The 20,861-nt window shown below is 67.0% G+C and carries 14 protein-coding genes; 13 read left to right on the top strand and 1 reads right to left on the bottom strand.

Features of this window, described 5'->3' with window-relative positions:
• Positions 1 to 12 precede the first annotated feature (12 nt).
• The 11 genes from AC3WL2_RS05335 to AC3WL2_RS05385 are packed head-to-tail and all read left to right on the top strand — an operon-like array spanning position 13 to position 13,026.
• The gene (locus tag AC3WL2_RS05335; protein ID WP_046855785.1) at positions 13 to 1,587 is read left to right on the top strand and encodes a GumC family protein; all 1,575 of its coding nucleotides are present in this window, start codon (positions 13 to 15) and stop codon (positions 1,585 to 1,587) included.
• Positions 1,584 to 2,690 carry a glycosyltransferase family 4 protein gene (locus AC3WL2_RS05340; RefSeq protein WP_232967994.1) on the top strand — a complete coding sequence of 369 codons (1,107 nt, stop codon included), beginning with the start codon at positions 1,584 to 1,586 and terminating at the stop codon, positions 2,688 to 2,690. Before AC3WL2_RS05335 ends, AC3WL2_RS05340 begins: the two co-directional genes overlap by 4 nt.
• Positions 2,687 to 4,057 (top strand): O-antigen ligase family protein, encoded by a 1,371-nt coding sequence (locus tag AC3WL2_RS05345; protein ID WP_102682286.1) that lies wholly within the window; start codon positions 2,687 to 2,689, stop codon positions 4,055 to 4,057. Before AC3WL2_RS05340 ends, AC3WL2_RS05345 begins: the two co-directional genes overlap by 4 nt.
• Positions 4,054 to 5,019 (top strand): glycosyltransferase family 2 protein, encoded by a 966-nt coding sequence (locus tag AC3WL2_RS05350; RefSeq protein WP_102682287.1) that lies wholly within the window; start codon positions 4,054 to 4,056, stop codon positions 5,017 to 5,019. The genes AC3WL2_RS05345 and AC3WL2_RS05350 overlap by 4 nt, the downstream gene beginning before the upstream one ends.
• Positions 5,012 to 6,148, top strand: coding sequence for a glycosyltransferase (locus AC3WL2_RS05355; protein WP_102682288.1), 1,137 nt, complete (start codon positions 5,012 to 5,014; stop codon positions 6,146 to 6,148). The genes AC3WL2_RS05350 and AC3WL2_RS05355 overlap by 8 nt, the downstream gene beginning before the upstream one ends.
• A gap of 9 nt (positions 6,149 to 6,157) precedes the next feature.
• Positions 6,158 to 7,165 carry a polysaccharide deacetylase family protein gene (locus AC3WL2_RS05360; RefSeq protein ID WP_102682289.1) on the top strand — a complete coding sequence of 336 codons (1,008 nt, stop codon included), beginning with the start codon at positions 6,158 to 6,160 and terminating at the stop codon, positions 7,163 to 7,165.
• Entirely contained in the window at positions 7,165 to 8,469 is a 1,305-nt protein-coding gene (locus tag AC3WL2_RS05365; RefSeq protein WP_102682290.1) for an oligosaccharide flippase family protein, read from the top strand. Before AC3WL2_RS05360 ends, AC3WL2_RS05365 begins: the two co-directional genes overlap by 1 nt.
• The gene (locus AC3WL2_RS05370) at positions 8,466 to 10,376 is read left to right on the top strand and encodes a hypothetical protein (protein WP_102682291.1); all 1,911 of its coding nucleotides are present in this window, start codon (positions 8,466 to 8,468) and stop codon (positions 10,374 to 10,376) included. Before AC3WL2_RS05365 ends, AC3WL2_RS05370 begins: the two co-directional genes overlap by 4 nt.
• Positions 10,377 to 10,410: 34 nt before the next feature.
• Positions 10,411 to 11,100, top strand: a complete 690-nt coding sequence (locus tag AC3WL2_RS05375) for a GNAT family N-acetyltransferase (protein WP_102682292.1) — start codon at positions 10,411 to 10,413, stop codon at positions 11,098 to 11,100.
• A 5-nt stretch (positions 11,101 to 11,105) separates the two neighbouring features.
• Positions 11,106 to 12,278 (top strand): GNAT family N-acetyltransferase, encoded by a 1,173-nt coding sequence (locus tag AC3WL2_RS05380; RefSeq protein WP_102682293.1) that lies wholly within the window; start codon positions 11,106 to 11,108, stop codon positions 12,276 to 12,278.
• On the top strand, positions 12,250 to 13,026 hold the full coding sequence (locus AC3WL2_RS05385; protein ID WP_102682359.1) for a ChbG/HpnK family deacetylase: 777 nt from the start codon (positions 12,250 to 12,252) through the stop codon (positions 13,024 to 13,026). Before AC3WL2_RS05380 ends, AC3WL2_RS05385 begins: the two co-directional genes overlap by 29 nt.
• Positions 13,027 to 13,037: 11 nt before the next feature.
• Here the strand turns inward: AC3WL2_RS05385 and AC3WL2_RS05390 are convergent, their stop codons facing one another.
• On the bottom strand, positions 13,038 to 15,281 hold the full coding sequence (locus AC3WL2_RS05390; protein WP_102682294.1) for a putative bifunctional diguanylate cyclase/phosphodiesterase: 2,244 nt from the start codon (positions 15,279 to 15,281) through the stop codon (positions 13,038 to 13,040).
• A 148-nt stretch (positions 15,282 to 15,429) separates the two neighbouring features.
• Here AC3WL2_RS05390 and AC3WL2_RS05395 point away from each other — a divergent pair, with 148 nt between their 5' ends.
• Positions 15,430 to 18,978 (top strand): dermonecrotic toxin domain-containing protein, encoded by a 3,549-nt coding sequence (locus AC3WL2_RS05395; RefSeq protein ID WP_102682295.1) that lies wholly within the window; start codon positions 15,430 to 15,432, stop codon positions 18,976 to 18,978.
• 97 nt (positions 18,979 to 19,075) lie between these two features.
• Positions 19,076 to 20,695 (top strand): NADP-dependent glyceraldehyde-3-phosphate dehydrogenase, encoded by a 1,620-nt coding sequence (locus AC3WL2_RS05400; RefSeq protein WP_102682296.1) that lies wholly within the window; start codon positions 19,076 to 19,078, stop codon positions 20,693 to 20,695.
• Positions 20,696 to 20,861: the final 166 nt, after the last annotated feature.

A 20,861-nucleotide genomic window follows, 5' to 3' on the forward strand; every position in this document is an offset into this window, starting at 1 on the left:
GGGGGACGGACCATGACCACGCAACCGAAAGAAAACTACGTACATGAGTTCTTCCGCATCTTCTTCGCCAACCGCCAGTTGGTGAAACGGGTGTTCCTGGTGTTCGCGGTGATCGCCGTGCTGTTGCCGCTGGTGCTCAAGCAGAGCTACGACATCACCGCCGAAGTCATCGTGCAGTCCAAGAAGCTCTCGCAGAGCGACACCACCTCGGCGCTCAGCCAGCAGGCCGACCAGTTCATCCCGCCGTCGCTGGCCGACATGGAGACCGAGAGCAACATCCTGCGCTCGCCAACCCTGATCCGCCAGACCATCGGCGAGCTGCGCAAGGAAGGCCACTATCCGGACGAGCCCGGCCTGCTGCGGCGCACCGTGCTCGACCCGCTGCGTCATGCAGTGATCGAGCCCCTGCACCGGCTGTTCGGCAATAGCGTGGCGGACGATCGCGACACCCAGCTCGACACCCTCACCGACCAGGCCGTCAAGGACCTCAAGGTCGAGACCCTGCCCGGCTCCAACGTGATTTCCATCACCTACAGCGCCAATGACGCGAAGCTGGGCACGCTGTTCGTCAGCCGCCTGCTGGAGAACTTCCTGGCCAACCGCCAGGACCTGCAGTCCAATGAACTGCCCGAAGCCTTCTACGAGCAGAAGAAGCTGCACTACCAGGCCCGCCTGGGCGACCTGGAAAGCCAGCGCCTGGGCCTGCTCACCGCCATCGGCTCGTCGGATCCGAAGGAGGAGATCACCTTCCGCCTCAACGCCATCAACACCGAAGAGCAGGCGCTCAACCTGCAACGTGACCGCCAGCTGCAGAACCAGAAGTGGCTGGACTACCTGCAAAGCAGCCTGGCCGCGGCCAACAAGGCGAAGATGGCCGACTACGCTTTCCCCTACACCTTCACCACCACGGTCGACAACGTCGCCTTCGAAGACCGCGAGATCAAGCAGCTCGGCGAGCAGCTGACCACCCAGCTGGCCCGCTACAACGGTGACGCCACGGTGTTCCAGCCAGGCTCCGACCAGATGGTCATGGCCCGCCAGCAGATTGCCCAGTTGCGCGCGCAGTTCCTCAAGATCGTCGAGAACCGCATCCGTGAACGCCAGCAGGACCTGGCCGTGACCCAGCAGGTGATCGAGCAGAAGACCCAGCGCATCGCCGACTACAGCAAGCGCATCCTCCAGTTGCGCGAGACCCAGAGCAAGACCCGGCAGCTGGACACCGAGATCGATGCCCTGCACAAGGCCTTCTCCACCTACGCCCAGCGCTACGAGGAAAGCCGTGGCCAGGGCCTGCTCGATGGCAGCCAGTCCAACGCGCGCATCCTCAGCGCCCCCTACGAACCCACCGCGGCGAGCTTCCCGAAACCTGGCCTGATCATTCCGTTCGGCCTGGTCACCGGCCTGCTGCTGGCAATTGCCGTGGTCTACGTCAGGGAGTTCTTCGACCACCGCTTCAAGCATCCGGCGCAGATCAGCCACGAGCTGGGCCTGCCAGTACTGCTGGTGATCAACGACCAGACCCCGGCGCTGCCCAACCCGCACAAGAGCTGGTCGCTGCCACGCCTGTGGCACTGGGTGCGCAATTGAACGCCGCGCTGCACGCCGGCCGGCCGATCCTGCACCTGCTGAGCAGCGGCGGGTTCTATGGCGCCGAGCGCATGCTCCTGGACCACTGCCAGGCCACCCCCGGCCGGCATCGGGTGCTGTTCCTCGATGCCCCGGCGGACCTGGTGGCGCGCTTTCGCGAGGCGGGTGTCGAGTGCGACACCTGCCACGGGCTGGGGGCGGTGCTCAAGGTACTCGGCGCGCAGCGCGGCGAACGTCCACTGGTCAACAGTCATAACTTCAAGGGCCAGCTGTTCGGCTGGATCGGCGCCACGCTGTGGCGCCTGCCGATGGTCAGCACCCAGCATGGCTTTACCCCGCGCAGCCGCAAACAGCGTTTCTACACCTGGCTGAGCCTGCAGTTGTGCCGCACGCCGACGGTGGACACGGTGGTGTGCGTGGCCGAGAGCATTGCCCGTATCCATCGCGATGCCGGGGTGCCAGCGGCCAAGCTGCAGGTGATTCCAAATGGGCTGCCCGAGATTTGTGAAACGCAGGCAAAGGATGGCCTGGGAGCAGCACAGCCAGGCGGCGCCCCCTGGCTAGCCGCCTACGTTGGCCGGCTGTCCAGCGAAAAAGGCCCCGACCTGTTCCTCGACACGTTGATCCCGGTGTGTCAACGCCAACCGCGGGTCCACGCCGTGATGCTTGGCGAAGGCCCTGAACGCGATGCCTTGCAACAGCGCATCGACGCTGCCGGTCTGGGCGAGCGCATCACCCTGCCGGGCTTCCAGCGCGACATGCGCGGCTGGATGAAACGGCTGGATGCCCTGGTCATCAGCTCGCGCACCGAAGGCACGCCGATGATCCTGCTGGAAGCCATGCAGGATGGCGTGCCGGTGGTGGCCTTCGGTGTGGGCGGCATCCCCGACGTCATCGAGCACGGCCACAACGGCCTGCTCGCCCGTCCCTTGGCCACGACAGAACTGGGCGAGCATCTCGAAGCGCTGCTGCAAGACCCCGAGCAGGCCGACGAACTGGTTGCCCGGGCTCGCCAGACTCAACGTCAACGCTACCACCTGCCAACCCTGGCACAACGCTGGGCCCAGGTGTATCGAGGCACGACCGAGGAGGTTGTCGCATGATCATTCCCCTGTCGCTGGTGGCCCTGGTGGCCTTGCTGAGCCTGGGTCTCTTGGCCAGCCCCTACCCGTTCCTGGCGCCCGGTGGCGTGATCGGCCTGGCCGGCGTGCTGGTGCTGTACCGCAAACCGGCCTGGGGCCTGCTGGCGATCGCCACCCTGGTGCCGCTGGAGGGGCTGCTCAAGGACGGCCTGGTGTCCGGCGCCAAGCTGGTGGGCATCGGCCTGGTACTGATCCTCAGCCTGCAACTGGCAGTGCGCCAACTTCCCGGCGAGCGCCTGCGCAGCAATCAATGGCGCCTGTTGCTGCCGTTCATGGCCCTGTACCTGCTGAGCCTGTGGGCCAGCGACGACGTGGCCCTGTCGGGCGGACACCTGCGTGAGTTGCTGGTGGGCCTGGTGGTGTTCGTCATTACCTTGCTGGTCGGTCGCGACCTCAACCTGCCGCTGCTGGCGCGGCTGATCACCGTCAGCGTGTGCGTAACCTGCCTGTTCGCGATCTTCTCCAGCAAATACCAGGAGCAGGGCCGCGCCTCGGCCATGCTCGACCCCAACGCCTTCGCCCTGCTGATCACCATCGCCATGCCCCTGGGGCTGTGGCTGGCGATCAAGGCGCGGCAGATCCCGGTCAAGTTGTTCTGGGCCGGTTGCTGCGTGTTGCTGCTGGTGGGCATGACCAAGACCGAGTCGCGCTCGGGGCTGGTGGTATTGCTGATCAGCCTGGGCATCGTGCTGCACAACTACCGCGAACAGCTGACGCGCATCCGCCCGCGCCACCTGGGCTTCGCCATGCTTGGCCTGGCCATTGTCCTACCCCTGGGCGTGGCCTTGATGCCCGCCGGCTACGCCGAGCGCATCCAGTCGCTGATGCTGCTCAAGTCCGGGGTCAACGCCCACCAGGACGAATCGCTGGGCCGGCGCGCCTCCTACCTGGTGGTGGGCAAGGAAATGATCAGCCACAGCCCGCTGCTCGGTACCGGCCCCGGCACCTTCCCGCTGCACTATGCCGACACTGGTTTCTCCAAGGCCTTCGCCCCGGTCAACAGCAAGACCACCGACCTCTACCGCCGCGCTCACAACACCTACCTGGAGCTGTTCAGCGAGGTCGGCCTGCCGGCGGGCCTGCTGTTCGTCGGCATGATTGCCCTGGCCCTGCGCAACTTCTGGCAGGCCCGCGCCGCCTTCCGCGCGGCCGGCGACCCGGACCGCGCCGACCTGATGACCCACCTGACCATGAGCATGCTCGCCATCGGCCTGTTCCTGATGTTCCTCAGCGCCCCGAGCCACAAGTACCTGTGGCTGATGCTGGCGCTGTCCAGCGTGCTGCTTGGCCAGGCGCGTGAGCAGCAGCCCGTGGAGGTGGCCCGATGAGCCGGGTGAGTATCGTCATCCCGATGTTCAACGAAGCCCGCCATATCGGCCGCACCCTCGATGCCGCCCGGCGCTCGGCCAGCGCAGCCGGGCTGGCCTGCGAGCTGATCGTGGTGGACAACGGCTCCAGTGACGACGGCCCGGCGATCGCCCGCGCCCACGGTGCCCAGGTGCTGAGCCTGCCGGGCGTGGCCATCGGCGCCCTGCGCAATGCCGGCGTGAACGCCAGTCAAGGCGACTGGCTGGCCTTCCTCGATGCCGACATCGAGGTCCCGGAACACTGGCTGGACCTGCTGCTGGACCTGCAACGCCGAGGCGAAGGCGATGTCTTCGCCCTGGACTGCGACACCCCGCGCCACGCGCCCTGGTTCGCCCAGGCCTGGCAACGGCGAACCCTGCGCACCGGGCAGACAGTGCAGGACTGCACCTGGCTGCCCACCCCCAACTTGTTGATGCGGCGCCACTGGTTCGAGCAGGTCGGCGGTTTCGATGAGCGCCTGCGCACCGGCGAGGACAAGGACCTCACCCTGCGCCTGCATGAAGCCGGCGCGCGCCTTCGCGTGCTGCGCGAACCTGCGGTGCTGCACTGGGGTTATGAAGCCAACTGGCGCGAGTGGCTGGGCAAGGAGATGTGGCGCCAGGGCAGCCACCTGCAATTGCTGCGCAGCCATGGCGTGAGCCTGCGCCTGCTGCGTTTTCCGATGCTCTCGGTGGGCGCCTGGGTGCTGGATGCCGTTGCCCTGTCGGCGCTGCTCGACGGCTTCCCTCATGTCGCGCTGTTCTTCCTGCTGGTCAGCGCCCTGCCCGCGCTGCTGCTGAGCCTGCGCCAGAGCCGCAGGCACCGCGACCCGCTGCTCACGCTGCAACTCTGGGGCCTGCACTGGCTGCGCCTGCACCTGGCCGGCGCCGCCTTCATCCTCAGCCTGTTCAACCGCACCGCAAGGAGGCCCGCCCGTGGCTGAGTTCATTTTCTGGCTATGCCTGCTGCTGCCGTTGTACGCCTGGGTCGGCTACCCGCTGCTGCTGACCCTGGCTGCGCCGTTCTTCGCCCGTCGCACCGCCATGCCGTTGCCCGCGCAACGGGTCAGTGTGGTGATCGCCGCGCACAACGAAGAGCGGCATATCGAAGCCAAGCTTGTCAGCGTGCTCGGCCAGGACTACGCAGCCGCGGAGCTGCAGGTGGTGGTGGCCAGCGACGGCTCCAGCGACCGCACCGTGGCCTTGGCCCGTGGTCTGGGCGACCTCCGGGTGCAGGTGCTGGACCTGCCACGCCTGGGCAAGGCCGGTGCGTTGAACAGTGCCGTGCAGGTGTGCACGGGCGACCTGCTGGTGTTCACCGACGCCGATAACCAGTGGTCGACCGACACCCTCGGCCTGCTGCTCGCACCCTTCGCCGACGCGCAGGTCGGCGGCACTGCAGGGCATATGATCATTCCCGACCCGGGCAAGGGCCTGAGCATCGGCGACAGCCTGTACCGCCACTACGAAGCCTGGGTGCGCAAGGTGGAGAACCGCACCGGCTGCATGGTCTCGGCCGACGGCGCCCTGCTGGCCCTGCGCCGGGGGCTGTACCAGCCAATCCCGAAACAGGTCAACGACGACTTCTTCATCAGCACCTGCGCGCCGGCCGCAGGCCTGCGCATCGTCTATGTGCCCGAGGCGGTGGTGCTCGATCAGGGCGTCGACGAGGCCGACAAGCAGTTCCGCCGCCGCCAGCGCGTCACCGTCGGTGGCCTGCTGAGCCTGGCCGCCCGCCGCGAGCTGCTCAATCCGGCGCGCCACGGCCTGTACGCCATCGCCCTGATCAGCCACAAGCTGATCCGCCGCCTGGCCCCGGTACTGCTGCTGCCGCTGTTGCTGGCCAACCTGTGGCTGGCCGCCGAGCCCGGTTTCTACCGCCTGACCCTGGCCCTGCAACTGCTCGGCTACACCGCCGCCATCGCCGGCCTGCTCGACGCCCGCCGGCGCTTGCCCCGCCCGTTCCGCCTGGCCGCCTTCGTGCTGGTCACCCTCGCCGGCATGAGCGTGGGCCTGTGGCAGTTCCTGCGCGGGCACAGCTACAGCCAATGGAACCCCGACCAGAATCGATGAGCGACGGACATGCCGATCAAGACCCACATCAAGCAGGCCAGCGGCTGGTTCTATTTCAACTCGCCACGCGGACGCGCCGAGCTGCGTGGCGCCGGGGTGATCCTCATGCTGCACCGGGTGCTGGCCGATGACGCCAGCGCCGCGCTGCCCCACCGCAACGAGCTTTGCGTCGGCCCGCGGGCCTTCGAGGGCTTGCTGCGCTGGCTGCCCCGGCATTTCGATTGCGTCAGCCTCATGGACCTGCTGCAGAGCCACGAGGAACCCCGCGCCGACTGCCGCCCCAAGGTAGCCCTGACCTTCGACGACGGCTGGCGCGACAACGCCGTCAACGCCTTCCCGCTGCTGCAGCGTCACCAGGTGCCGGCAAGCATCTTCCTGTCCACCGACTACATCGGCAGCCGCCAGCGCTTCTGGTGGGAAAGCGTCGGCGAGACACTGTGGGGCAGCCATGGCGAAGAGGCCCGGCGGCAACTGATCGAACGCCTGCGCAAACTCGGCCGACCGTTGCCGGCGGCCTACTTCATGCACGACCACAGCAAGGCCCGCAGCCTGGTGCTGGCGCGCTACCTGCAGACCCTCAAGAGCCTGAGCCCCCAGGCCCTGCACGTGCTGACCGACGCCTGCCCGACAGAGTCGCTGCCCCAAGCCATGGACTGGCAGCAGGTGCGCGCCCTGGAGGACTCAGGCCTGGTGCGTTTCGGCCCGCATGGCGCCAGCCATGCCCTGCTGCCCTACCTGGACGACCATCGCCTCAATGAAGAACTGACCCGCAGCCATGCGGCACTCAAAGAAGGCTGCCGCGCACCGCTGCCGGTGTACTGCTACCCCAACGGCGACCACGACGAGCGCGTGCGGGCCCAGGTCGCCGCGCATCGCTACCCCTACGCCCTGAGCACTCGCCCGGGCATCTGCCAGGGTCATGACGATCCGCTGGCCCTGCCGCGCATCGGCGTCAGCCAGCGCAATGCCAGCCGGCCCTCGCTGCTGGCCTGGCGCATCAGTCGTGGAGAACGCTGATGAACCGCAACAGCTACCTGCGCCACCTGGCGCTGAGCATGGGCACCAAGCTTGCGATGATCGCCCTGCGCCTGCTGCGCAACGTGCTGCTGGCGCGCATCCTCGGGCCGAGCGAGCGCGGCCTGTTCGCCCTGCTCAGTACCCTGCCCGACCTGATCAGCGCCGCCACCAGCGGCGGCCTGAACAGCGCGGTCGGCTACCAGGCGGCCAAGCAGCGCGACATGGGCCTGCTGCTGACCCAGGTGCTGGTCTACGGTTGCCTGCTGGCCGGCGTGCTGACCCTGGCCTGCGTGTTCCTGGTGCGCGAGTTCGGCGCCAACCTGGAAGTCACCATGCAACTGGGCCTGCTGGCCTGGCTGTTGCTGCTGGCGGTGCCGATGACCGTGCTCAAGAGCGGCCTGCTGACCCTGCACAACGCCAGCGGCGGCGTCGGCGCCTTCAACGCCCTGCGCCTGACCGAGTCGCTGGCGCCGCTGCTGCTGTTCCTCGGGCTGTTCTGGATGTGGCGAGACGAGGCGCTGGAAGCGGCGCTGATCAGCTGGCTGTGCGGCATCGCCCTGGTCCTGGCGCTGGGCCTGTGGTGGCTGCGCCGCCAGCACCCGCTGGCGCTGCGCTGGGACCGCAGTGGCCAGCGTGAGTTGCTCAGCTACAGCGCCAAGAGCCACCCCGACCTGTTGTTCCAGCAGTTGATCCTGCGCTCGGACTACCTGTTCATCGGCGCGCTGCTCGGCAGCACCGCCCTGGGCCACTACGCCATGGCCAGCGCCGCCGCCGAACTGCTGCTGATCGTCCCCGAGGCGGTGACCACACCGCTGATGAAGCGCCTGCTGCAGCAGGATGCCGGCATGGAGCGCATCACTCCCCTGGCCCTGCGCCTGACCGCCACGGTGATGCTCGGCGCCTGCCTGGGCATGGCGCTGATCGGCCACTGGCTGATCGTCACCTTGTTCGGCGCCGACTACGCCCCGGCCTACCCGGCCCTGCTGGCGTTGCTGCCGGGCCTGCTGGGACTGTGCTATGCCAGCATCCTGCGCCTGGACCTGCTAGGCAAGAACCGTCCCGGCACGGTGTCGTTGATGATGGGCGCTGGTGCCGCGCTGAACCTGGTGCTCAACATCTTCCTCATTCCGGCCTGGGGTATCGTCGGCGCGGCCGCGGCTTCGTCCATCGCCTACCTGACGGTCACCGTGACGATGCTGGTGCTGTACTGCCGCCTCAGCGGCGTGCCGCTGGGCCAGACCCTGATCATCCTGCCCGCCGACCTGACGCCGCTGCGCCAGATGCTGCAACGGAGGGCGGCATGAAGGCCGCCTTGCTGTGCGGCGCGCTCTTGGCGCAGGGCGTGTTCGCCGCGCCGGTGCAGTGGGCGGACATCCGCGACGGCAGCCTGTACCTGCTCCCCGACCGCGCCGACGAACTGCGTATCCAGTGGCAGCCCGCCTGGCAGGCCGATGCCAACGCCGAGCGTCTGTACCTGCTGGACGGCCAGGGCCGCCTGGCCGGCAACCGGCGGATCGAAGCCGCGCAGGTGCGCGGCGAGCAACGCTGGCCGTTGGCGGCGGGCGGCGGCGCTTATCGCCTGGAGGTGCCCGGCTACAGCTTCCGTGACTATCGCATCCAGCACGACAACAGCACCCGCGCGCTGTTCGCCCCGGCAAAGGTGCACTTCAGCGCTGAAGTCGGGCCAGGCGTTACCCTGTATTTCCGGGTCAAGGCCGGCGAGCAGGCGGTATTGGCCGGCAAGCACCACGGCGGCGTGCATGGCCTGTTCGCCGAACGCCTGAGCGATGGCCGGCGCATTCAGCTACCACTCAAGCCCTACCGTGCCTACTGGCGCTTCGATCAACAGGCGCTGCCCGCCAGCGGCCGTGACGAGATCTGGCGACTGGGCCTGCAGGGCAGCGGCAAGGCGGCGTTCTGGCTCGACGGCAGCGCCAACCTGTTCGCCCAGCGCGCCGCCGACCTGGGCGAGCTGCCACAACTGCCGGGCCAGGTAACCCTTGCCTTGGGTGACAAGGTCCTCGGCCCCACCCCACGGCTGGGCGTCGCCCTGCCCTACGTGCTGCCACCAGCCTCGAGCTTCGCCGCGCTGGATGCCCTGCGCCCCCAGGCCGCCGGCTTCTACAGTTTCGTCGACGTACTGCAACGCCAGCCGGACTTCGAAAACGCCTGGCGCAAGCTCTACCAGCAGCGCTTCGGCATTCTCCAGGACATCACCCTGCTGGCCGGCAGCGCCCGGGTCGCCGACCTGCGCAGCGACCGTACCAGCACGGACGGGCTGGACGCCTGGCTCGAGGCGACCAAGGCCCTGGGCGGCAAGGGCACTCACTACCTGGCCTTCGCCGACGAGCCGAATCTCAACTACCGCGACTACGCCAGCTACCGCGATTTCTTCCAGGCCATGGCCAAACGCGTGCGCGAGTATCCCGGTGCCCACGAGGCCGGCGTGCGCATCGCCATGCCGGCCTCCTCGCGCCTGCTCGGCGGGCCTTTTACCGACGACGGCAAGCAGCGCCGCGGCATCGACTGGGCGCGGCGCCTGCTGGCCGAGCAAGGCGCGCAGATCGACGCCCTGGCCTGGCACGAATGGATGGTCCGCGACCTGCTCGCCACCCGCAGCTACCGCGACAGCGTGCGCCAGGCTGCCGCGCTGGTGGGCCTGGATGGCCAAGGCCGGCCGCGCAAGGCGCTGCTGCTGGACCAGACCAACCTGTCCAGCGGCTCGAGCCTGAGCCCCTACGAGCAGAACACCCACTACGCCGGCTTGTGGTGGGCCTCGGTGGTGATCAACGCCGCCAGTGACGGCCTGCTCGACATGCTCAACTGGTTCCATGTCGCCGACGAGCCCGAATGGCCCAAGGGCATGCTGCGCGATGCCGGCGGTCAGCGCTACGAACTCAAGCCGGTAGGCCTGGCCCAGCAGTTCATCCAGCGCCACTGGCTGGACCAGGTGCTGGCCCTGGACAACGACGCCTTCGAGGTCGATGCCCTGGCCATGGCCCGCCAGCACCAGCGCAGCCTGCTGGGGGTGAACAAGGCCGAGCGCCTGCAGCAGGTGGCACTGACCCTCGGCGGCTGCCCCAGCGGCCAGCTCGAACTGTTCGGCCCCGACAACCAGAGCCGCCGCGCCAGCTTCAGCTGCACCGATGGCCAGATCCATTTTCAACTGCCAGGGCAGACCGTATTCGCCCTGACCTGGAGCGCGTCATGAGACGCACCTCGATCAGCCATGCCCAGGAGGCACGATGACTGCATTCACCAAGATCCAGGACCGCATCAAGCGCAAGGGACTGCGAGCCACCTGCCGTAGCGCCTTCCGGCATTACGTCTTCTATCATTGGGAACTGTTGTGGATGGAGCGCGACCTGGTCAGCCCGGTGCCGCCGCACCGGCTCAAGCCCTACGGCACCTTGCGGGTCGAGCACATCACCGTGCATAACGTGCGCGCCTTCGCCCGCCACTTCGGCGACCGCGTCGAGACCATGCGCGAGCTGGCCGCCGAGGGCCATACCGGGTTGATGTTCCTCGACGACGACAACGACGCCGTGGCATTCATCTGGGGCAGCAGCCGCCATTACCACGACCGTCACTACTACGGTTGCTGGTTCCCGGTCGGGCCGGGGGAGTTCTTCGAGTTCGGCGGCGAGCTGATCCGCAAATACTGGGGTACCGAGCTGTCGGTGGACCTGCAGCTGGAACTGTGGAAGGCCATGGCCGCCCAGGGCTGCACCAAGGTGGTGGACGTGTGCGAGCAGCACAATATTCCGGCGCTCAAGCTGCACCTGCGCATGGGTTATCAGGAACAAGGACGGATCATGAACGTGTACTGCCTGTTTGGCCGCTGGAAGTTCTTCCGCGAAAGCCGCTACACCGCCTCGCGACTCGAGCCGTTGCGCAAGCCGGAGGCTCCGGCCTCCTCGGCCACGGCGGGCTGACCCCCATGGGCCTGCAACTGAAATGGTGCGCCTCGCTGCGCGCCGGCGACTTTCCCGCCGCCGACTACGAGGCGCTGCGCAGGCGCCTGCCCGACAGCACGCCGTTCAACCACCTCGGCTGGCTGCGCGCCGCCGAGTCAGCCCTGCTGCCAGGCCAGCGGCTGCAGGTCCTGCTCGGCTACCAGGACGAACGCCTGTGCCTGTGCCTGCCGCTGATCCGTGCCCGCGAACCGTTCGGCCCGCTGTTCGCCCCGGTGGTGCGCCACCTGGGATACCCGCTGAGCGACCGCATCGCCCTGCTCATCGACCTGCCGGCGCTATATGCCGACCAGGTCCTGCAGGCCATACGCAAGCGGCTACCGCATGCCTTGCTGCAGTTGAGTGAAGTACCGGACAGCGCCGAGCACGATGGCTGGCTGCGCCAGTGGGCCGGCGCCAGCTCCACCTGGCAGCAGCGCCTGACCTGCCGGGTGCCGGTGCACCGCATCAACGAACAGGACCGCCAGGAGGTCAGCGGCGACCCACGCTACAAGCTGCGCCGCGCGCGCAAACGCATCAAGGCCTGCGGTGCCAGCGTGCGCCGGGTCGTGGCCACTCCCGAGAACATGGGTGAACTGCTCGACGCCATCAGCGCCGTCGAAGCGACCAGCTGGAAAGGCGACGACGAGGTCGGCATCTTCTCCGGCCCCCAGCGTCGCCCATGGATGTACCAGGCCTTCACCGCCCTGGCCGGAGAAGGCCTGGTGTGCCTGGTGCTGCTGGAACTGGACGGGCGCTGCATCAGTTACCGCCTGGGCCTGCTGGAGCGCGGCCGGGTGTACGACTACAACCTGGCCTTCGTTCCTGAGTACCGCGACCTGGGCAGTGGCCGCGTGCTGTTGGAGGAATGGATTCACTGGGGCCTGGAGGAAGACTGGAAGTGGGTCGACGCTTCGCGGGTCAGCCTGGACAACTCCAGCCACCAGTTGCACGAGCGCATGACCGGCCAGGTCGAACAGTGGCGCCTGAGCAGCTACAGCTGGCGCCCCGACGGCGTGCTGCTGGGTCTGGCGCTACGCTGCTGGCACTGGTTCAAGCCACGCCTGCGCAGACGCTCGCCGCGCCAGGAAGCCGATGTTGTCGCCCCCACCCCGCCACAGGAGCGCCCGGATGCCATCCCAGGTCATAGTCAACGCTGACGATTTCGGCCTCAGCGCCCACACCAACGCAGTCATCCTGCATGCCTTCCAGGCCGGGCTGATCAGCTCGGCCACGGCCATGGCCAACATGCCGGCCTTCGCCACCGCCTGCATGCTGGCCCAGCAGCCGGCGCTCAAGGGACGGGTGGGGTTGCACTTCAACCTCACCTACGGCCGCCCGCTGAGCCAGGCGATCCTCGCCGAGCCGCGCTTCTGCACGCCCCATGGCGAGTTCGACCTGCGCCTGAAGCAACGCACCCTGCACCTGTCGCGGCGCGAGCGGGCCGCCGTGGAAGCGGAACTGGAGGCCCAGTGGAAACACTGCCTGGATCACGGCCTGATGCCCAGCCACCTGGACTCGCACCAGCACGTGCACAACATCTGGCCGGTGGGCGTCATCGTCGCCCGCTTCGCCCGCGCCCAGGGGGTGCCGATTCGCCTGGCACGCAATGTGGGGCACAACATCGGGCCGGCCAAGCGCATGTTCAAGAGCCTGCTCAACCGGCGCCTGCGCCAGCTCGCCGGAAGCACCGCCGACTTCGTCTGCACCCCGGCCGACCTCAAGGCCGGGTTGGCCCCCGCACACGGCGTGCTGGAGGTAGTCGCCCATCCCAGCGCGCTGGGCGGGCACGATTTCGGCGATGCCTACCTGGCCAGCGGCGAATCGCTGCTGGCGTTGGTCGAGCAGCGCCTGGGGCAGGTGCCACGGGTGGGGTATGCGAGCCTGGGCATCCAGGAGATGGGCTGAAAGCCCACCCGCTAGCGCCCCGGCGGCCGATGCCGGCGCTCCTGGTTGTCGGCCAGCCAGCCGCGCAGTGCCTCGGCCGGCATCGGCCGCCCGAGCAAAAAACCCTGCCCCTGGTCGCAACCGGCGTGGCGCAGGAAATCGTACTGCTCCTGAGTCTCGATGCCTTCGGCGGTGATGCGAAACCCCAGGGCATGCCCGAGATCGATGATCGCCCTGGCGATGGCCACCGCGTCGTCGTCTGCGGGCAGGTCCTTGATGAAGGCCCGGTCAATCTTCAGGTGGTCGATCGGCAACGCGCGCAGATAGGCCAGTGACGAATAACCGGTACCGAAGTCGTCCACCGCCGTGGCCACGCCCATGGCCTGCAATTGCGCCAGCACCGCGCAGGCTTGCTGCTGGCTTTCCATCAGCAGGCTCTCGGTGATTTCCACCTCCAGCAGGTTGGCCGGCAGGCCGTGGCGCTCCAGCGCCGAGGCGAGGCTGGTCACATAGTCGCTGCGCTCGATCTGCAGGGCCGCTACGTTGATCGCCAGCGGCCCGGGCAGGCCATCACTGGCGCGCCATTCGGCCAACTGGGCGCAGGCAAGTTCCAGCACCCGCTCGCCGAGCGGGATGATCAACCCGGTGCGCTCGGCCAAGGGGATGAACTCACCGGGCGAGATCAGGCCATGCTCCGGGTCGCGCCAGCGCAACAGCGCCTCGACGCCCTCCAACTGCCCGCTGAACAGGTCAACCTTGGGCTGGTACCACAGCTCGAACTCGTTGTGCTCCAGCGCCCGGCGCAGATTGCGCTCCAATTCCAGGCGCTGCTGCAGGCGCTCGGTCATGTCCGGGTGATAAGGCCGCCAGGCATCGCGGCCGGCCTCCTTGGCGGCGTACATGGCGGTGTCGGCATGGCGCAACAGGCTGTCGGCGTCCTCGCCATGCTGCGGGCACCAGGCCAGGCCAATGCTGCCAGTTACCAGGGCGGCGTTGCCATTGAGGTCGAATGGCCGCTGCAGGCAGCGCAGCAAGGCGCGGACCTGCTGGTTCACCTGCCCCTGGGCGCCTTGCAGCATGAACACGAACTCGTCGCCGCCCAGGCGGCAGAGCCGGTCCTGGCTGTCGAGTTCCTGCAGGAAGCGTGCGGTCGCCTGCTGCAGCAGCAGGTCGCCCATCGGGTGCCCCAGGCTGTCATTGACCTGCTTGAAACCGTCGATGTCGAGCATCAGCACCGCCAGGCCATGGCCCTGCAAGATGGCAGTGCTCAGTTGCTGCTGGAACAGGATGCGGTTGGGCAACCCGGTGATGGTGTCGTAGTGGGCCAGGCGTTCGAGCTGGGCCTGGTAGCGCTGCAGCTCGCGATTGCGTTGTTCGAGCAGACGCTGCTTGCGATTGAGCTGCGCGACAAACAGGCTGAACACACCCGTGCAGCTCAACGCGAACAGGAACAGCGGCGAGCCGAACAAGTCCAGCCCCGACCAGCCACCCCTTGGCGCGGCGACCAGTTGCCAGAGGCCGCCCGGCACCTCCACCGTCATCTTCACCTGCGGCTCGTCGAACAGCCGTGGGTCGCCCCAGATCAGCGCGCCTTCGGTGCCCTTGCCATCGCCCCCGCGCACGGCCAGCTCGAACTCGGTGTCCGGGCGCACCCCGGCGGTGAGCAGCAAACGGTCGATATCGGCAACGATTGACACATTGCCCCAATAGAACCGCACACCCCGCTTGCCGGTGACGAACACCGGTCGCCGGTAGATCAGCGCCCGCCCGCCCTGATACAGCTGCAGCGGGCCGGCCAGCACCGGATGGCCGTGGTCGCGGGCCGAGCGCAACAGGGGAAACTGCTCCGGCAGCTGCCGGTAGTCCAACCCGATCAGCCGCTCGTTGCCGGGCAAAGGGTAGACATCACTGATCACATCACCCGGCGCCAGCGCGATATGGCGCATGTACGGCACCGACTGCAAGGCATCGCGGGCCATGCCATGGAAGTGCGCGGGGCTGATGCCGCCGTCGGCACTGATCAGCTGTGCGATGCCTTCGGCCTCGCCGAACGCCGCGCCCAACTGCGCCTCCAGCGCGCCCCGCATCCCCGCCAGGTGGGCCGCCAGGTTGCCCAGTTGCTCACTGCGCTCGCGCTGCGCGTCGAGGTGACCCAGGGCGACCGAAAGGCCGATGCCCACCAGGGCAAGACCGACCGGCAACAGGCGGTTGAGCGTGTGCCGCAAGGTGCCGGATGGCAGATGCGTAGGTTCAGGAGAATGCTGGGGAATGGTCATAGGCAGGCGATGGCAGTCGATTTAGCAGTTATCGGCGTTGCGCGGCCAATGTTGAGGCCTTTTTCCCCAGCCCGCGGGCCGGGATGCATATGCACCACCGTCGGTGCCATCGCGACTGCTCTGATGCGGGCTTTGCGAGGAGCCAGACATGACATCGAATACCCCCAACCCGCACCAACATATCCTTGAGCGCCGCCTGCCGGCCTGGGCGCGGGAAGCCACGCCCGAACACTGGCAGCGGCTCCACGAAGGCATCATGCCGTCCCAGGGTCTGCCCGACAGCGAGGCGGCCTGGTTCGCCAATGCCGCGCCACACCTGCGCGAAGCAGTCAAGGCCAGCCAGGCTCGCCTGATGCGCAGCCAACGCACGCTGGCCAGGCACCTGCGCGGCCTGAAGAACATCACCGAATTCGCCGAACCCCTGCTCGCCGAGCGCCTGCACAAGCGACACGGCTTGAGCACGCCGCTTCGCAGCACGTCACTGATTGTGGTCAAGCGGGTCTATACCTTCCAGGTCTACACCACCCATCACGAACCCCGTAGCCTGCTGCAGGCCGCCCTGCAGAATTTCGCTGAAAACATCACCTTCGATCGCGACAGCGCGCTCGCTCTGGAGGACGACTGGCAGGTGAACGAGGGCCTGGTCACCGGCAAGACCACGCTCGGCGACAGCGAAACCGAAGTCGATATCGAGCTGCCCAGCGAGCAGATCCGGATCAAGCCACTGGCCCTGTCACCAGCAGCCTTTGCCACCACCTGCCGTGAACTGGATATTGGCCAGCGTTACCAGGCCCATCTCGATGCCCTGTTCACGCTTCCGCTCGTTCGCCCTGCGGCGGTTCGCGTTCATAAGGCCGGCCTGCGCCTGGCGGCAGATCTGGCACGGGTGCGCAACCAGCTGGATGGTAAAGGCCGGGACGCGGTACAGACGTTGCTCGACGATGGGAAGGCGCTGGCCTGCAGTCAGCTGAACCTGTTCGGCATCACCCTGCACGAGGCGATCCTGATCGATACTGGTACAACCGGCGTGCTGCTCTATCTACCGGGTCAGGCCGACAGCCTGCGCGCCTTTGACGACCTCGATGCCCTGCACCGGCAACTACGCGCAGATCTGCAACAGGCAGCGTTTCGTCAAGCCTTCATGGACTACGTGCCGCGCGAGCAGCAAGGCCAATTTGCCAGCCGGCTTCGCCAAAACGCGTATGGCGACCTGCATGCGTGCGCCGTGCCGATCGACGGCAGCCTGTACGATTTCCTCCACGCCGACCATGTGGCGCGTCTGAGGCACGAAGCCCTGCAACTGGCAGTACCCAGCGCACAGGCCGACGAACGTGCACTCAAAGCACGCAAGGCGCTCTGGGAAAAAGCAGGCCTCGACATGCTGATGATCGCCGGGATGTTCGTCCCGGCGCTGGGCACGATCATGACGGCAGTGATTGCGTATCAACTGCTGGATGAAGCCTACGAGGGCTATGAAGCCTGGCAGGTCGGCGACCGCGCAGAGGCCTTTGGCCACTTCAAGTCAGTGGCGCTCAACCTGGCCGCTCTCGGTGGCCTGCACCTGGCGGGCAAGGCGATGAGGCATCTGGCGGGCAACACCTTGCTCGAAGGCCTCGACCCGGTCACCCTCGATGACGGCAGCCAACGCCTGTGGCGACCCGACCTGACCGACTACCGCAGTGCGGTGGCGCTGCCGGAGGAGCTCGAGACCAATGCACAGGGGCAGTTCCTGCACCAGGGCCGCCACTTCATCCGCATGGATGGACACCTCTACGAGCAGCGCCTGGATACGCGCCAGGCGCAATGGCGCATCGTCCACCCCGATGACGGCGCCGCTTTCCAGCCGTCCCTTGAACATAACGGCGCAGGCGCCTGGCGCGGCAGCCATGAGCAACCCCGCGACTGGTCGCTGGCGACCTTGGTCCGGCGCCTGGACGGCCGCCTGCAACACATGCCGGATGTTGCGCTCGAAGGCGCGGCCAGGGCCAATGGCCTGGGTACCTCCGCCCTGCGCCAGCTGCACCTGGCAAACAACCCTCCACCCGCCGCGCTGCGCGCGACACTCGAGCGCCTGCGCCTGGCCAAGGTCAGTGAAGGCGTCGAGCAAGCCGCACTGGAAGGACTGCACATGCCCCAGCTGGCCAACGGGCACAGCGAACGGTTGATCATCAATGCCATGGCCGATCTGCCGGGCTGGCCGAGTGAACTGCGTCTCGAGCTGCGCGCCGCATCCCCCCAGGGGCCGGTGCTGCTTGCCGCCGGAGCGGAAAATGCCGGTCGTACCTGCACCGTGTTCAAGTCGGCTGACGGTTACGAAGCCTACCTGGGCGAGCGACCGGTCGCGCTGCGCCAGGACAACGATCTGTGTCGGGCGATCTTGCAAGCGTTGTCCTCGGTTGATCGTCAAGCCCTTTGCCTGACTACCAAAGGCGCCGATGAACTGCGCCAACGGATTCACGACCTGATCATGGCCGACCGCGCCATGGCCAGACGCCTGCTGGGCAGTCATTTGCCTGGATGGGTCAAGCGCGGCCGGTTACGCGGCGGCATGGAGGCGCCGGTGCCTGAGGCCCCCCGCATCGAAGTCGGGGCGCTCTTTCGCCGCTACCGACAGCTGTACCCTGAGACCGCGGACCATCAGGTCAACGAACAGTTGAGCCAGTGGCTCGAGGCCGGCCTGGATCCGGCACGGCAACTTGAGGATCTGGAACAGCAGCTGCTGGAGTTCCGCAGCCAGATGCGCGCCTGGGCTGGCAATGCCCCATCGCGGCATGCCGCCGCCCGACGATTGGTCAGCAACTGGCAGCGGATCTCGGAGTACTCGGAGGAGGAAGGGCTTGCCATTCACCAGATCAGCCTGACCGACCTGGCACTGACCAACGAAGACCTGGCGACCCTGGCGCTGCCAGACCGCTTCCCCCATATCGAGCGAGTCGACCTGGGCGCAAATCCCGGTTTGAACCAATTGCCTGCCGAGTTTCTCGAACGGTTTCCAAGATTGCAACGTCTGCATCTGGTCGGTTGCGGCTTCGAGCAGTTGCCAGCTATTGCCGCTGCGCGAACGTTGGAATGGCTTGATATGCAAGGTAACAATCTGGTCTGGAACGACGCGAATCAAGCCGCCCTGGATCGTCTCGAGGCGCTTCGAATGCTGGACCTGTCGCACAACCCGCTGGCCCGCAGCCCCGACCTCAACCGCTTGGGCGAGCTGGATGTGCTCAACCTCAACAGTTGCGAACTTGTCGATTGGCCCGGCGGTATTCGCAGCGATGAAGACTGGCGACCCGCCGTCTTCGACCTGCGTGACAACCGCTTCGCCAGCTTGCCGCAGGACCTGCATCTATCGCGGGTGGCGGCCCAGAACCTGTGGCTGGAAAGCGCGGACCTCAGCGAGCGGGTCAGCCAGCAGATCAAGGCCTACTACGATCAGCACGGCGTCGACTTGCTGGTTGCCGACGGCGACTACGAGGAAATGCTGGAGGACACCGATGCCGACGACTGGGCCATCTGGAACGCGCTGCCGCTGCAGTATCGTCGCGAGCTGCGTGGACTGCAGGATCTGCCAGACTACGATCAAGCACGGCTGTGGCAACGGCTGCGCACCTTTGCAGATCCGCGAGCCATGGATTATGGCCTGGTGATCGGCGCAATGAGGCTGCTGGAGGCCGAGGCGTTCCCGCCGCCATTCGAGGAGTGATCGGCAACGACGGCGCCGGACTGGTAATTTCCCGAGGGTCGGCGCATGCTCGCAAGCTGAAGCGTTTCATCATCCGGATTTGAGAGGTGCAGTACCCATGGACCGTCTGCTCGACTCGCTGTTTCCCGCCCTCGAGGACATCCCCGAAGCCTGGCGCCTCGGCGCCCCCCTGGAACAACGCGACTATCTGGTCAACGGTGAACTGCGGCACTGGGCCGGCCCCCTCGCCACCGTGCGCAGCCCGGTCTGGCTCAAGGAAGGCGACAGTGAGCGCCAGGTCATCCTCGGCAGTGCCCCCCTGCTTGACGCCGACACGGCGCTCACCGCGCTTGACGCGGCCGTGGCCGCCTACGACAAGGGCCGCGGCGCCTGGCCGAACATGCGCGTGGCCGAGCGTATCGGGCATGTCGAAACTTTCCTGGCGCGCATGCGCGAGCAGCGCACGGCGGTGGTCAAGCTGCTGATGTGGGAGATCGGCAAGAACCTCAAGGATTCGGAGAAGGAGTTCGACCGCACCTGCGACTACATCGTCGACACCATCGAGGCGCTCAAGGACCTCGACCGTCGCTCCAGCCGCTTCGAGCTCGAGCAGGGCACCCTTGGCCAGATCCGCCGCGCACCGCTGGGCGTTGCGCTGTGCATGGGCCCATACAACTACCCGCTCAACGAAACCTTCACCACGCTGATCCCGGCGCTGATCATGGGCAACACCGTGGTGTTCAAGCCCGCCAAATTCGGCGTGCTGCTGATCCGCCCATTGCTCGAAGCCTTCCGCGACAGCTTCCCGCCTGGGGTGATCAACGTCATCTACGGGCGCGGCCGCGAGACCGTCAGCGCGCTGATGGCCAGCGGCAAGGTCGACGTGTTCGCCTTCATCGGCACCCACAAGGCCGCCAGCGACCTGAAGAAGCTCCACCCACGCCCGCACCGCCTGCGCGCGGCGCTGGGCCTGGACGCCAAGAACCCCGGCATCGTCCTGCCCCAGGTCGACCTCGACAACGCCGTCGAAGAGGCCGTCACCGGCGCCCTGTCGTTCAACGGCCAGCGTTGCACCGCGTTGAAGATCCTGTTCGTGCACGAGGACGTGGTCGAGGCATTCCTCGACAAGTTCCAGCGCAAGCTCGCCGCGCTCAAGCCCGGCATGCCCTGGGAGCCCGGCGTGGCGCTGACGCCGCTGCCGGAACCCGGCAAGCTCGACTACCTCGACGGCCTGGTGGCCGACGCCACCGCCAAAGGCGCACGGGTGCTCAACGAGGGCGGTGGGCAGAGCCGCGGCTCGTTCTTCTACCCTGCGCTGCTCTACCCGGTCAGCCAGGACATGCGCGTCTATCACGAGGAACAATTCGGCCCCCTGGTGCCCGTGGTTCCCTACCGCGACCTGCAGAGCGTGATCGACTACGTGCTCGATTCCGACTACGGCCAGCAGCTGAGCCTGTTCGGCAACGACCCGCAGACCATTGGCGCGCTGGTCGATACCTTCGCCAACCAGGTCGGCCGGATCAACCTCAACGCCCAATGCCAGCGCGGCCCGGATACCTATCCGTTCAACGGCCGCAAGAACAGTGCCGAAGGGACCTTGTCGGTGCATGACGCATTGCGCGTGTTCTCCATCCGCACCTTGGTGGCGACCAAGTTCCAGCAAGCCAACAAAGAACTGATCAGCGAGATCATCCGCAACCGGCAGTCGAGCTTCCTTACGACCGACTACATCTTCTGAACAATTCGCCTGATCGGGGCTGCTGCGCAGCCCATCGCCGGCAAGCCGGCTCCCACACCGACCGCGCTGCCCTCAAGCCAAGCACCATCCCTGTGGGAGCCGGCTTGCCGGCGATGGGGAGCAACGCGGCCCGTTGTTTTTATAGAGAATCGATATAAAGCAAGTG

The sequence above is a fragment of the Pseudomonas sp. FW305-96 genome (assembly GCF_058783825.1).